Origin of the sequence: Croceivirga lutea, assembly GCF_014235875.1 — a bacterium.
GTDB classification, from domain to species: domain Bacteria; phylum Bacteroidota; class Bacteroidia; order Flavobacteriales; family Flavobacteriaceae; genus Croceivirga; species Croceivirga lutea.
On the sequence record NZ_JACJUK010000002.1, the window covers coordinates 368,264 to 382,073 of the forward strand.

Here is a 13,810-nt window from a genome sequence, read left to right on the forward strand (position 1 = left end):
TCATTAGCAACACTGTAAATTTCTGTTTCATAATTATAGCCTATCCTTATTAAAAACAAAAACAGCTTTTCTAAGGATTACTTAGATTACAGCCGTCTGTTATAAAAATTACTTAGTTGAATGCAGATAATTATTATTGGAAACTATAGCGTAAACCAAATAATACATTACTTGGTGGCATAGGTACAAAACCGGTTTCAATATAATCTTCATCAAAAATATTGCTTGCCGTAATTGTAAACTCAGCTTGTTTCATCTTTATTGCCAAAGAAGCATCCCATACATTATACGTTTGACCTGTAGTACGTTCTGCGTATTTATATACTATGTTTTGACGTACATTTTTCAGAAACTGCGTACTAAAACGCGTGGTATATTGATGCTTAAAGGTATTTAGTGAATAGCGAGATAATTCTTCGTTTTGATCTAAAATATTATCATCTAAAAAAGCATAACCCACACTCAAGGTTTGGGTGTAATCTAGTATGTTAAAGTTATACCCCGCATCTAACTCTAAACCTTTTGTATTAACTTCTGTAATATTAGTAGCGGCAAATACATCTTCAGAAACATCATTTCTTATATAATCAATTAAGTTATTAGCATCTCTGTTAAAAACAGCAATGGTAGCATTAAATTTTGGAGATACGTATTTAAAACCAAGTTCTTGTGCAAATGCTTCTTCTGGCTCTAAATTTTCATTACCACTAGTAACAGGGTCGTTATAAAATAAATCTGTGTAGGTAGGAACACGGTAGGTATACCCAATATTACCGTAGATTTTAAAATTATTAGTAATATCATAACCCAAGTCTAAGCCTGGAAAAGCATGAAATTTAAAATCAGAAAAATAGGTTAACGCCACCCCAGGTGTAATGTCTAATTTATTATCTAGAACACTAAAACGATGCTCTAAAAACACATTGGTCATAAAACGATCTCTTGTACCCAAATTATTACTTCTTAAATAAATTTGCGATACATCTACTCCAAAACCTGTAATACCCAGTTTTGAGGCATAAGAAGCATTAGCTTCTACTCCTATTTTGTTTGAAATATGCATATTTCTGTAAAAACTTGGGTCGTTTCTTCTTAAAAGGAATACATCTTGATTACGTTTCCAGTACACTCTAGGTTGTACTTTAAGTGCATTTTTTTGAAAAGTGGTAGAAAAGGCCAATAAACTATTCTGTGTCTCTTCATACTCGTTAAACGTAGGATTATTGGTGTAAAAATTCTCTGCGCCAAATTTGCGTTCTAAGAATGTAGCTGTCATTTCTATGGGTTGCGCATTCTTATTAAAAATGCTTTTTAAATAGTAATTAGCATTGTCATAATCTGTATTATTTCTATAACCTTCAGAGGTTACTCTACCTACATGGACAATATGAGTTGAATTTTGTTTTTCTATACCAGCAGTTACATTACCATTTAATTGTCCAAAAGAGCCAGCCTCAACATTTAAAGAAACAGAGTTGTTCAAATTCTTTTTAGTAATAATGTTTATGGCCCCAGTGAAAGCATTTTGTCCGAAAACTCTTGCCGCCGGACCTTTTATAATTTCAATACGTTCAATAACTTCTAATGGCAAAGCAGCATTCATTGTATGGTGCCCTGTTTGCGCATCATCCATTTTAATACCATCAATTAATAGTAGTGTTTGGTCAAAGCCACCTCCTCTAATATACAAGTCTGCTTGGCTGCCACCAGTACCACGTCTTCTAATATCAACTCCTGCCACTTGCTGCAACAGGTCAGCAACATTAACTGCAGCGCTATTTTTAATATCGTTAGCCGTAACAATATTTATTGTTCTTGAATTTTCTTTAAAGGGTAAATTAATTCGGTTCGCAGTAACCACAACTTCACTGAGCGAATCAATTTTCAATACAGGCTGGTCTTGCTGTGCATTCAATTCAAATACACTTATTGCTATTACAAATAGTACGACTAATTTTTTCATTTTTTTATTTTGTACTTGTCTTATGTAAACTAAGGTGCAAAAATCATAACTTTCCGGACGATTAAACTAGTCCAGTTCTAAAACAATGAATAGTCCGGTTGTAGATGTACTAAAACAACTAATTACATACGACAAATCTATTGTACAACCCGTTTATATACAGGTGGCACAGCAAATTATTAATGCCATACAACGTGGGTATTTAGAAAAAGGAAGTAAATTACCTGGTTCAAGAATACTAAGCGAATTACTAAACGTTCATAGAAATACTGCGGTATCTATTTATGATGAATTGGCTTCGCAAGGCTGGGTAGACATAAAGCCAAACAAAGGTACGTTTGTTCTAGTACCGCAAGAATCCGAAGTAAAAATTAAAGCTGCTACGCAGCATATAAACCAAGCCTATTCGTATCCTAAATCTGTGGGTTTTGAGTTTCAAGAATCTTTTCATTTAGCATCAACTTTAGAAGAAACTACTGCTACTTATTCTTTAAGTGATGGTAGTCCGGATTTACGTTTACACCCGGTTCACCAATTTTCTAGATGGTATAGTGCAGCCATGAAACGCAAACCCCTAATAAGTAAATGGAATAGAACTAGTGCTATACTACCCTCTGCTTTTAAAACACAACTTTGTAATTACCTCAATGCTACGAGAGGTTTTCATATTTCACCTGAAAATTTGATAAATACACGTAGTACTGAAATGAGCCTTTACATTGTTTCGCAATTGCTTCTTAAAAAAGGGGATTTGGTACTTGTAGGACAACTAAGTAATTACGCGGCTAATATGATATTTCAACAGGCTGGGGCTAAATTTAAAACCGTTCCTGTAGATGATGAAGGTTTAGATGTTGCATACATTGAAGCCCATTTTAGCCAAGAAAATATTCGCTGTGTTTATGTATGTTCTAATAGAGATTACCCAACAACGGCAACCCTAAGCGCAAAAAGAAGGTTACACCTTTTACAATTAGCCAAAACTTACAAATTTGCCATTATTGAAGATGATTACGATTATGACTTTCAGTTTAATGGGTCAGCAATGTTACCTATGGCTAGTGCAGACGCTAATGGTAATGTTATTTATCTTGGAAAATTAGGGCAGTCTTTATTTCCTAGTTTTCATACGGGTTTTGTGGTTGCACCTAAAAACCTAATCTCAGAAGCCAAAAATTATTTGCAGTTGTTAGATAGACATGGTGATTTAATTCAAGAGCAAATGCTTACAGAGCTTATTGTTGAAGGTGAAATATACCGATTAAAGAAAAAAAATATAGTTACCTACAAACAAAGATGTAACCAATTGCATCAATGTTTAAAAGAAAATTTTAGCGCTATTGCAAAATGGTGTTTGCCTACGGGCGGACTAGCAATTTGGGTTCAATTTATAGAACAAATATCCTTGATTAAACTCGCTAAAGAAGCCAGAGAATTAGATTTGTTTTTGCCAAAAACTATACTGTACCAAGACAAAAACACTTGTGCCATTCGTTTTGGATTTGGCCATTTAAATGAAAAAGAAATTGAAATTGTTGTTAAGAAATTGAAACAAGCCTACTTCAAGGTTATTAATGCTTAATTTAACATTTGCACCAATTATTATGCTAATTAGATAAAAAAGGCTGCTTTAAAAGCAGCCTTTTTTTTTTAAAACATAGTTTATTTAACTATTCTTTTTCTTTAGTATCTGAAGATTCACTTTTGTTAGTTTCACCTTCAACAGAAACGTCTTTACCCTTTAAGTACTCAGGCAATTGCATACCTGCCATATTAAACATTTCTTGCAATGGCGGAACCGACTTGTACATACCAGAAATAAAGTTGGCTGTAGAATTTTTACCATCTTCTGATTTTGCTCCAGAGTCCCAAACAGTGACTTTATCAATTTTAATATTCTTAATTGCTTCCGCCTGAGTTTTAACCAATTCTGGCAGTTTATCTGCTACTAATAACAAAACTGCATCTTTAGGACTATCGCCTGCAGCCTTCACAATTTTATCAAGACCTTCGGCTTGTTTTGTTAAGACTTCAAAAATACCTTTTGCCTCAGCCTGGGCTTTAAAGAGAATTGCATCTGCTTCACCCTTTGCTTTTCTACGTATCATTTCTGCTTCAGCCTCAGCATCAATTTCAACCTTCTGTTTATCAATTTCCGCAGGAACTACGATATCGGCCATTTGAGAACTACGTTCGCGTTCCGCTCTAGCTAATTCCGCATCTTTTTCCGCGGCGTAAGATTCTTCTAATGCCTTAGCTGCTTGAACTTTTTCTGCAGCAATTGCCGTTCGCTCTGCTTCCGCTTCTCGTTGCCTACGTAATGAGTCAGAGTTCGCAACGTTAATTTTTGCAATGTTTTCTCCTTCAACGGCTTTTGCATTAGCTGCAGCAACTTGAGTACGTTGATCTTGCACTGCATTAGCTTCTCCAATAGAACCATCTCTATTTTTTTCTGCAACTGATTTACGAGCCGCATTAATTGCATGCGCTGCTGCCTCTTTACCTAAAGCCTCTATATAGCCAGATTCATCAACAATATCAGTAATATTTACGTTGATTAATTTAAGTCCAACTTTCTTTAATTCTGACTCAACACTCTGTGAAATATTTGTCAAAAACTTATCTCTATCTGAGTTAATTTCTTCAATATCCATTGATGCAACCACCAAACGTAATTGACCGAAAATAATTTCTTTGGCTAAGTCTTGTACCTCTTGCATCCCTAAACCTAAAAGACGTTCGGCTGCATTTTGCATTACTCCGGGCTCGGTAGAAATACCAATGGTAAATCGAGACGGAACGTTAACTCTAATATTTTGTCTACTCAATGCATTGGCCAAATCAACTTCAATGGAAATTGGAGTTAAATCTAAAAATTCATAATCTTGAATTACAGGCCAAATAAAAGCTGCTCCCCCATGTATACATTTTGCACTATTGCCGGTACCAACTTTACCGTATACTACTAGAATTCTGTCAGAAGGACATCTTTTATATCTTCTAATGAAAGAGATTATTATAATAAAGAAGAATAGTATAGCAAAACCGATGGCTATTAAAGACGCTCCCCCGCCCAATTGTAATGGTATAATCATATGTTTATTTATTTAAAAGTTGAACAATTAAAATTCCGTTATCAGTTACTTCTTTGACCTTAACTACATTACCTTGTGTTAAATCATCTTTTTCATCAGTAAGTGCCTCCAATTCACGAAGTGTTCCTTGTACACTAATACTAACTTTTCCAATACTAGATCTATTCGCACCTATAGTCAAATACACTTCACCTATTTGATGTAAAGCATTCTTAAGTTTTAATGTTCCACTACTTTGAAGCTTAGCCAAGTAATAAAATAACGCAGCCATAGCGATCATCATGATTAACCCACAAATAACTGAAATAAATACTGTTAAACCAGTTGAAAGGCCATTATCTAAACAAGAAATCCCAGACCACCCAAAAATGGTAAAAAAGCCCATTAAGTTCTTGAAAGATAAAAACTGAAAACCGATACCTCCATCACCCTCTACTTCGGCATCAACATCACCTCCCATATCATCAGCATCTCCGCCGATTAATGTCATTACCATAAGCACTAATAAAAAGCCAGAACCAACTATTGCTACAATCCAGTAAATTTTCTCAAAAAGCGTTAAAGCAGCGAACCAGTTTTCCATGGTTAAAAATTTTAAATGTTGAATTAAAAGTTTAAGATAAGACTTTGTTAGGATTTACAATCGTCTTATTATGAATCAAAACAAAAGCATTCTAAATAGTACACAAGAACTCAAAACAGAATATTATAACCGAAATAAAACTGAATATTTTTCTAACGGATTCCCATTTTTTATCAAAGACATCACTTGTGTAGCGCTTTCTAATTATTAGTCGTTAAATCTAAATTTTTGTTACAACATATCATCTAAGCAGTTATAAACACAGAACTAAAGTTGTTTTAGACGGTTTGGTACTATTTTATTCGTGTTTTTTGAAATGCTTCTATAGCTTTGCTATTAACCCATCAAAGAAAGATGGGCATCAAAACTATGTCATCCCCCTTTTCTGGTTTTACAAAAAGTACAATTTGGTCTTTTCTTTATTCTATTAAAGAATGGCAGTTATTTATTGGCTTATTATGCTACGCCTTTTTTATTAGGTTTCCCTTCTTTTTTAGAGATTATGTAGATCGTGATGAGAGTACCTTTATATTAATGGGGCAATCTTGGGTAGATGGAAATCTACCTTATACAGAGTTATGGGACCTAAAACCCCCAATTACTTTTTTCTTTTTTGCCACTATTATATATGTCTTTGGCAAGAGTTTTATTGCTATACGAATAGCCGGAACATTTTTAGTTGCTATTGTTGCCTTTTTTACCTTTAAAATTGGTGATAAATTAGGTTATAAAAGCGTTGCCCTCTGGTCTGCAATTCTTGTTGTTCTGCTTTTAAGCCTCTTTGGCAGCTTGCAAGGGGTAATGTCTGAACATATTTGCATGGCTTTTTTTATGCCTGGTATCTATTATTACCTTTTTAAAAGAAAATTTAGTTACCAATATTTAGCCGGATTACTAATTGGCTTAGCCTTAATGAGCAAGCTAAACATGGCCTACCCAATTGCCTTTATGATGCTTTACACACTTTGGCCAAAAAAAGGATTTAAAAGTTTACTCAAAAAAACTAGGCTAGAATTTTTCTTTGGTTTAGGTGTTCTGACAATTCTTTTTGCTACGGCATTGCCTTACTATTTTAAAGGTGATATTTTAATTTGGTGGGAGTCCGTTTTTCAAGCCCCCATGGCCTATTCAAAAGCATTAGACAGGGCTATTTATAAACCCGTACCCGTTGTTATTGCCGTTAGTGTTTTTTTAGTTTATGCTTGGAAAAAGAAATTATTGAACTTTAAATCTAGAAAATTATGGATTTTTATTCTATTGATTTTTGGCACGCTTTTCTCTTTTTTTAAAGCTGGTAAAATGAATGGTCATTACCTAATTCAACTCCATCCTATTTTAATTTTATTAGTATTTCCCGTTCTGTATAAGATCGATTTTTTTAAAAATTTTAAGGTGAAGAATTATATATTTCTACTTCTGTTTCTTTTACCCATAGAAACCTATATTGAAGCTGCCAATGTGATTAAAACGAAGCAAGAAAAAAATAGGTTTATGAATGGCGAAGGTATCTCAGTACCGCTATATCTAAAGAAAAATCAAATTGATTATCATCCTATTTTTTTTACCGAATATCATATTGGAAATTGGTTGTTAGAAGAAAAACCTCCAACAAAAATTGCTACACACCCGAGTAATATTATGAGAGAAATTCTTTTTCCATATGCACGAAATGAGCGTAAAACTTCTCAAGAAGAACTACAATACATTATGCAACAAATTCAGCCTAAAATAATTGTTAGAAGAAAAAATAGACCATTTTTTGATGGTAGAATAGCTTGGGCAAATGATTACATGGCAATACAAATTCAAAACAATTATAAAGTATTAGACACCATAGAGCAGGCTATTTTATATCAACGTTTGCCCAGTAATTAATCAACTCTAGTTTTTTGATGATTTATAACGACTTTGCCAAAAAATTGCAGTTATCACAGCGGTATTTTTTGGGTTCAAAAAAAGGAAAAAGTTTATGAACCAATTTTTTTCTCAAATACACTACTTCTAATTGAGGTTTACCGCAAACTTTACATTCTATTAGATTGCCTTTTTCGTCAACAACATATTCTTTTAATTCTTTGTAGATAGCAATAGCACGCTCTTTATCCGCTATATAAACTTGCAATTTAACCCCTCCTATTGCATCGCTAATCAAAGGGTCTGTATTTATGGTGTTCTCATCTCTTAAAAACACTTGTATACCTTCTGATTCTAATTTTCCTTTTAATATTTGGATATCGGCTGAATAGGTAGAAGACGTTACCGTATAAAATTCCTTTTTCATGACAACATTTTTAATGGACGTCGATTGAGCCGTAGCAATGATATGAAATATTTTAATTTACATTAATGTAAAAACATCTTTAAAATGTAATTTACCAATTTAAAAAGATTGGAAATGGTTTACTATAAACGAGCAGAAACTGTAAGAGAATTGGAACAAATTTTAAAAATTCAAAACGAAAATTTACCTAATGCTTTAACAAAACCTGAAATAGAAAATGAAGGATTTGTTACTGTTTGCCATACCCTAGAACAATTGATAGAAATGAATACGGCATTTCCACACACCATTGCTGTGTACAAAGAATCTGTTGTAGGCTATGCTTTAAGTATGCCAAAAGAATTTGGAGCAGAAATTGAGGTTTTAAAGCCAATGTTTAAAAAGATTAATGAGGTCTACTCTGACAAATCGTACATTGTTATGGGGCAAATTTGTATTACTAAGGCATATAGAGGTAAGGGACTATTTAGAGGCTTATATTCTGCTATGCAAGATTTTACAAAGCCTAAATTTGAAGCTATTATAACTGAGGTGGATACCAAAAATACCCGCTCAATAAATGCCCATAGCGCCATAGGCTTTAAAGAGTTAACTAGATATTTTGCAGATGACCATGAATGGTCTTTAATTGTTTTGTGATTTTATTTCTTGCCATTTACCAAATTTAATCGGGCTAACTTGCCATTCTAACTTAATGCTATTTCGCTTTAAATCGAATATGATATTTCTTATTCTCGAAAACTGTATGCCACTAGCGCAAATAATTATTACTCCTGCTAGACTGCCTAGGTGAAATTTCTTATACACTAAATCTGGTTAAAATATATTGTAACCAGTAAAAAAAATTATTAGAACGGCGATGGTTAACAAGTAAGCTAAAGACGCCATAATGGTATGGGAAATTGGTCTAGAGCCTTAAGTTATAAATAAATAATCTTCAATCTTCATGTATTTAAAATAAAAAAGCCCAACTAAAAATAGTTGGGCTTTACAATTTTATATAATTGACTTTAATCTGCCAATACAATTACTTTATTATTTTTCATTTCTATTGTTCCACTTGTGATAGTTAAAATTAGTTCACCTTTTGGACCTTTAGAAAATTTATCTTGAAACTCTTCAGCAACTTTTACATCACCTTGTACCTTAACATCACCCGCATCTAAAAGTGAAACAATTGGTGCGTGATTTTTCAAAATTTGAAACTCACCATTAATACCCGGCACAGTAACCGAAGTTACTTCGCCACCAAACAGGGTTGCCTCTGGAGATACAATTTCTAAATACATCTAATTTGCATTAAAAGTTTAAGGCTTTAGGCGGTAAAGTCTTTCAACCTTAGCATTCCACTAAAAACCAAAATTAAATTAAGCCTCAGCTAGCATTTTCTCACCAGCTTCAATAGCTTCTTCAATAGTACCTTTTAGGTTAAACGCTGATTCTGGTAAGTGGTCTAATTCACCATCCATAATCATGTTAAAACCTTTAATAGTTTCTTTAATATCTACCAGCACCCCTGGTATACCTGTAAATTGCTCAGCTACGTGGAAAGGCTGCGATAAGAAACGCTGAACACGTCTTGCACGACCCACAGCCAACTTATCTTCTTCAGACAATTCTTCCATACCTAAAATGGCAATAATGTCTTGTAACTCTTTATAACGCTGTAATAACTCTTTTACACGTTGCGCACAATTGTAATGCTCTTTACCTAAAATCTCAGCTGTTAAAATTCGTGATGTTGAATCTAACGGGTCTACCGCTGGGTAAATACCTAACTCTGCAATTTTACGAGATAATACTGTAGTTGCATCTAAGTGCGCAAAAGTTGTTGCAGGCGCTGGATCCGTTAAATCATCTGCAGGTACGTAAACCGCTTGTACAGATGTAATAGAACCTTTTTTAGTTGATGTAATACGCTCTTGCATTGCACCCATCTCTGTAGCTAAGGTTGGCTGATAACCTACCGCTGATGGCATACGACCTAAAAGTGCTGATACCTCAGAACCCGCTTGTGTAAAACGGAAAATATTATCAACAAAGAAAAGTACATCTTTTCCTTGGCCATCACCAGCACCATCACGGAAATACTCCGCAATTGTTAAACCAGAAAGTGCCACACGCGCACGTGCACCAGGTGGCTCATTCATCTGACCAAAAACAAAAGTAGCTTTAGACTCTTTCATGGCCTCTTTATCTACTTTACTTAAATCCCATCCGCCTTCTTCCATTGAGTGCAAGAAATCATCGCCGTATTTAATAATACCTGATTCTAACATCTCTCTCAACAAATCGTTACCCTCACGAGTACGCTCACCTACACCAGCGAATACAGATAGACCACCGTGACCTTTAGCTATATTATTAATTAATTCTTGAATTAATACTGTTTTACCTACACCAGCACCACCAAATAATCCAATCTTACCACCTTTTGCATAAGGCTCAATTAAATCAATTACTTTAATACCAGTGAAAAGTACTTCGGTTGAAGTAGATAAATCTTCGAATTTTGGAGCTTCTCGGTGAATTGGAAGACCATTATCGCCAGATTTAGGTAAGTTTTCCATACCATCAATAGCATCTCCAATTACATTGAAAAGTCTACCATACACATTTTCTCCAATTGGCATTTGAATTGCACTACCTGTAGCAACTGCTTCTGTTCCTCTACTTAAACCATCAGTAGAGTCCATAGAAATTGTTCTAACCGTGTTCTCACCAATATGTGATTGCACCTCTAGTACTAATTTTGAGCCATCGGCTTTAGCGATTTCTAATGAATCGTAAATTTTTGGAATTTCGGTACCAGATTCGAACTCCACGTCAATAACCGGACCAATAACTTGGGCAACTTTACCTGTAACTTTTGACATTACTTCAGTATTTCAATATTAGTTTTCCTTTAAAAGGATGTTTACTTTTTTCGGGCGCAAAGATAGTTGTTTCATTTGGGGAAATAAAACATATCTTTCTTTTTAATATTAAAAAAGGCGTCAAAAAATGACGCCTTCTTTAAAATTAAGGATTTTCCTCTTAATTAGTTATTTATAGTCCAAGAAACATAGAATATTGACCCTATATTACCAGATCCAACTGCCTGAAAATATTCTTCTCCTAAAATGTTGGAGCCACCTGCTTTGAATACTGATTTAATACTTGGTACTGCATAATTAATCTGAGCATCTAAAACAGAAAACGAGGATACTTCACCATCAGCAAAGGATGCTTCCCATAAATAATTATCACTCCATCTATAGTTAACACCAAAACCAAAATTTTTAAATAAATCTGTTTTCCCAAAGGATGCTTTGAACTTGTGTTCTGGAGAGTTAAAGTTTGTTCTTATTCCTCTAGCTCTTAGCTGTTCCTCATCTTCAAGTAATGTATAGGTATAATTAGCACCTATATCAAAGCCCGCTATCTTAGTATCTATACCTATTGTACCTCCATAAGAGGTTATTTCTTCTTGAGAATTAGTATATAATTGATAAACCCCTCTATCACCATTTTGCAAGGCTAAAAGCGATAAACCTCCATCACCTGCCTCACCATATAACGGAACTAAAACCTGCGTTTGTGAGATAAAATTGTTATAAATATTATAATAACCACTTGCATCAATAGTAAATTTACCAAGTTGAGCTCTATAGCCTAATTCAAAAGCTGTAATTTCTTCTGGTTGTATTAATGGTGTGCTAACAGCTGTTGGTGTACCGTTTAATACAGATGCTAAAGAATATGCATTCTCATAAGCAGTTCTACCCACCACACTTACCGTTGGAGAACCACCTGTAAATGCCTGCCCTGCCTGGCTTACATCAAAATTTCTAACATCTCTGTCTAAATTATCAGGAGCTGAACCAACAAGAATAGCAGCACCTGCATTTAACCCAATAAATAAGTCTTGAGTAGTTGGATTTCTAAAACCCTGTTGAATGGAAGCTCTAATATTATGATTTCTTTTTTCACCCAAAGTTCCTGAAAGCCCGAATCTCGGTGAAATAAAACCATCAAAAAACTCATTTTTATCATACCTGGCCGAAGCAGTTACCTTTAAACGGTCATCTGCAAACTTCTTTTGAATTTGCCCATAACCACCAAACTCACTATAGGTAATAGGACCATCAAAATCTGTAAAAATAGTACCGTTAGAATTTAACTCGTATTCCCTGTAAGAACCACCTAATTGAATATCAGCCCAATCATTAATTAAATGTGCAAGATTATAATTACCATTAAGATGTCTAAACTTTGTTTTATCAATAAATTTAGCACCAGTTGTTAAATCACCATCATTGATTACTCTATTGAATGTGTTTTCAAAAGCCGCTGTACCAGGTATTAATCTTCCTGTGTCTGCCGCAGCTCTCGCGGCTGCATGTGCTTGTTCATCTGTTGCCAAAACACCAGAACCTATGCCCAATTTAGCCCCTATGAAGGTAGCTGCATAATCACCAAACCACGCCAAGTCTGATTTCCATGAGCGGTTAACATTAATAGCAGCAAAACGTGTGTCATAGGCATTACCAGAATTTTCAGCAACTATGTAGCCTCTTAAAAAGAAGTTATCATTTTTTAACTCAATTTTATGTTGTTGCATTTTAAAACCGGTAACTGAATATCTATTTGCCCCTTGGTAAATAGTAGTACCACGACCTATTCTACCGTTATATATTAATTCTAAATCATTTGCAAACGGACGATAGTGTACTGCCCAATCTGCTTTAACACTCTGAGCACCGTAATCTGCCAAATCTCTTTCATTATATCCAGTTCTTGTCACAAATGCTGAACCAACTGTACCTGATGGAAGTCCACCTAAATCGTCAAAATTTAAAGTAGTTCCTACTTCATCACCATAAACATTGATACCATCATATGCTGGGTTAGATCGATCAGCTCCTGGTCTTGCGAAATCTACTTCGCTAGTGGCATGCCAATCTTCACCTTGTAAATAACTAAAACTTGTTTTAACTGCTAACTTATCACTAAAGGCATGTGCAGCTCTAATACCTATATCGTAATATTCGTTATCACCTGCTGCTTCTTGTGAAGTAAGACCTGTTTTTACGTAAGCACTTATACCCTGAAAATCAAAAGGATTTTTACTTCTCATAAATAAAATTCCGTTGAAAGCGCCTGCACCGTATAATGCTGACGAAGCACCTGGTAAAATTTCAACACTTTGAACGTCTAGCTCATTCATACCAACAAGGTTACCAAGAACAAAGTTCAAACCCGGAGCAGTATTATCCATTCCGTCTACTAACTGTAAGAACCTGGTGTTTGCAAAGGTTGCGAAACCACGCGTATTTACTGATTGAAACGTTAAACTGTTTGTGTTGATGTCTACCCCCTTTAAATTTTGCAGTCCTCCATAAAAAGATTCCGCAGTTGTATTTTTAATCTCTTTTAAACCAAATCTTTCAATAGACACGGGAGATTCAAATACACGTTCCGGAGTTCTTGAAGCTGAAATAACAATCTCATCTAATGCAGTTGATTGCTCTTCTAGGGTAATACTTAATTTTTGATTATTTGAGGTAACATTAGCAAAAGCTTCTGAAAAACCTACACTAGATACTCGCAATTGAAAAGGTGGAACCTCATCTGTTGACAATGTGAAATTCCCATCAAAATCGGTTACAGCACCCTCAGCTTTACCAACTATTACAACATTTGCACCTAAAACTGGCACTCCATCTTGGTCTACTACTGTACCTGAAATTGTTGTTTGGGCAAAACCAAAGGAACCCAATAACATTAACAGGCCGAATAATGCTTTTTTCATTAAAATAAGTTTTATGTTAAGTTAGTTTAAAATACACGTTATGTATTCTGTGCGGAATTTACACTATTTCTTCATATTGTGAGCAATATTTTCA

At 34.5% G+C, this 13,810-nt stretch carries 10 protein-coding genes; 3 read left to right on the forward strand and 7 right to left on the reverse strand.

Features of this window, described 5'->3' with window-relative positions:
- Nucleotides 1-133: 133 nt before the first annotated feature.
- Nucleotides 134-1,963, reverse strand: a complete 1,830-nt coding sequence (locus H5V42_RS05180; protein ID WP_185782064.1) for a TonB-dependent receptor plug domain-containing protein — start codon at nucleotides 1,961-1,963, stop codon at nucleotides 134-136.
- An 85-nt stretch (nucleotides 1,964-2,048) separates the two neighbouring features.
- On the opposite strand from H5V42_RS05180, the gene H5V42_RS05185 reads away from it, so the two are divergent.
- Nucleotides 2,049-3,545 (forward strand): aminotransferase-like domain-containing protein, encoded by a 1,497-nt coding sequence (locus tag H5V42_RS05185; RefSeq protein ID WP_185782065.1) that lies wholly within the window; start codon nucleotides 2,049-2,051, stop codon nucleotides 3,543-3,545.
- An 88-nt stretch (nucleotides 3,546-3,633) separates the two neighbouring features.
- Here H5V42_RS05185 and H5V42_RS05190 read toward each other — a convergent pair whose 3' ends face one another.
- Nucleotides 3,634-5,058: a flotillin family protein gene (locus H5V42_RS05190; protein ID WP_185782066.1), complete on the reverse strand. Its 1,425-nt coding sequence runs from the start codon at nucleotides 5,056-5,058 to the stop codon at nucleotides 3,634-3,636.
- 4 nt (nucleotides 5,059-5,062) lie between these two features.
- Nucleotides 5,063-5,641 carry a hypothetical protein gene (locus H5V42_RS05195; RefSeq protein ID WP_185782067.1) on the reverse strand — a complete coding sequence of 193 codons (579 nt, stop codon included), beginning with the start codon at nucleotides 5,639-5,641 and terminating at the stop codon, nucleotides 5,063-5,065.
- A gap of 369 nt (nucleotides 5,642-6,010) precedes the next feature.
- On the opposite strand from H5V42_RS05195, the gene H5V42_RS05200 reads away from it, so the two are divergent.
- Entirely contained in the window at nucleotides 6,011-7,516 is a 1,506-nt protein-coding gene (locus tag H5V42_RS05200; RefSeq protein ID WP_185782068.1) for an ArnT family glycosyltransferase, read from the forward strand.
- 22 nt (nucleotides 7,517-7,538) lie between these two features.
- Here H5V42_RS05200 and H5V42_RS05205 read toward each other — a convergent pair whose 3' ends face one another.
- The gene (locus tag H5V42_RS05205) at nucleotides 7,539-7,922 is read right to left on the reverse strand and encodes a DUF2007 domain-containing protein (RefSeq protein WP_185782069.1); all 384 of its coding nucleotides are present in this window, start codon (nucleotides 7,920-7,922) and stop codon (nucleotides 7,539-7,541) included.
- A 114-nt stretch (nucleotides 7,923-8,036) separates the two neighbouring features.
- Between H5V42_RS05205 and H5V42_RS05210 the strand changes: the two genes are divergently transcribed.
- Complete coding sequence (locus H5V42_RS05210; protein WP_185782070.1) at nucleotides 8,037-8,561, forward strand: GNAT family N-acetyltransferase; 525 nt, start codon at nucleotides 8,037-8,039, stop codon at nucleotides 8,559-8,561.
- Nucleotides 8,562-8,932: 371 nt separating this feature from the next.
- Here H5V42_RS05210 and H5V42_RS05215 read toward each other — a convergent pair whose 3' ends face one another.
- From H5V42_RS05215 to H5V42_RS05225, 3 genes are all read right to left on the reverse strand, one after another.
- Nucleotides 8,933-9,211 (reverse strand): F0F1 ATP synthase subunit epsilon, encoded by a 279-nt coding sequence (locus tag H5V42_RS05215; RefSeq protein ID WP_185782071.1) that lies wholly within the window; start codon nucleotides 9,209-9,211, stop codon nucleotides 8,933-8,935.
- Between the two features lie 78 nt (nucleotides 9,212-9,289).
- Nucleotides 9,290-10,798, reverse strand: coding sequence for a F0F1 ATP synthase subunit beta (atpD, locus tag H5V42_RS05220; protein WP_185782072.1), 1,509 nt, complete (start codon nucleotides 10,796-10,798; stop codon nucleotides 9,290-9,292).
- A gap of 164 nt (nucleotides 10,799-10,962) precedes the next feature.
- Nucleotides 10,963-13,716, reverse strand: coding sequence for a TonB-dependent receptor (locus H5V42_RS05225; RefSeq protein ID WP_185782073.1), 2,754 nt, complete (start codon nucleotides 13,714-13,716; stop codon nucleotides 10,963-10,965).
- Nucleotides 13,717-13,810 lie beyond the last annotated feature (94 nt).

Excerpts from the sequence above, each read along its gene's own strand:
- H5V42_RS05180 (WP_185782064.1), bottom strand. The coding sequence starts at position 1,963 with ATGAAAAAATTAGTCGTACTATTTGTAATAGCAATAAGTGTATTTGAA.
- H5V42_RS05185 (WP_185782065.1), top strand. The coding sequence starts at position 2,049 with ATGAATAGTCCGGTTGTAGATGTACTAAAACAACTAATTACATACGAC.
- H5V42_RS05190 (WP_185782066.1), bottom strand. The coding sequence starts at position 5,058 with ATGATTATACCATTACAATTGGGCGGGGGAGCGTCTTTAATAGCCATC.
- H5V42_RS05195 (WP_185782067.1), bottom strand. The coding sequence starts at position 5,641 with ATGGAAAACTGGTTCGCTGCTTTAACGCTTTTTGAGAAAATTTACTGG.
- H5V42_RS05200 (WP_185782068.1), top strand. The coding sequence starts at position 6,011 with ATGTCATCCCCCTTTTCTGGTTTTACAAAAAGTACAATTTGGTCTTTT.
- H5V42_RS05205 (WP_185782069.1), bottom strand. The coding sequence starts at position 7,922 with ATGAAAAAGGAATTTTATACGGTAACGTCTTCTACCTATTCAGCCGAT.
- H5V42_RS05210 (WP_185782070.1), top strand. The coding sequence starts at position 8,037 with ATGGTTTACTATAAACGAGCAGAAACTGTAAGAGAATTGGAACAAATT.
- H5V42_RS05215 (WP_185782071.1), bottom strand. The coding sequence starts at position 9,211 with ATGTATTTAGAAATTGTATCTCCAGAGGCAACCCTGTTTGGTGGCGAA.
- atpD (WP_185782072.1), bottom strand. The coding sequence starts at position 10,798 with ATGTCAAAAGTTACAGGTAAAGTTGCCCAAGTTATTGGTCCGGTTATT.
- H5V42_RS05225 (WP_185782073.1), bottom strand. The coding sequence starts at position 13,716 with ATGAAAAAAGCATTATTCGGCCTGTTAATGTTATTGGGTTCCTTTGGT.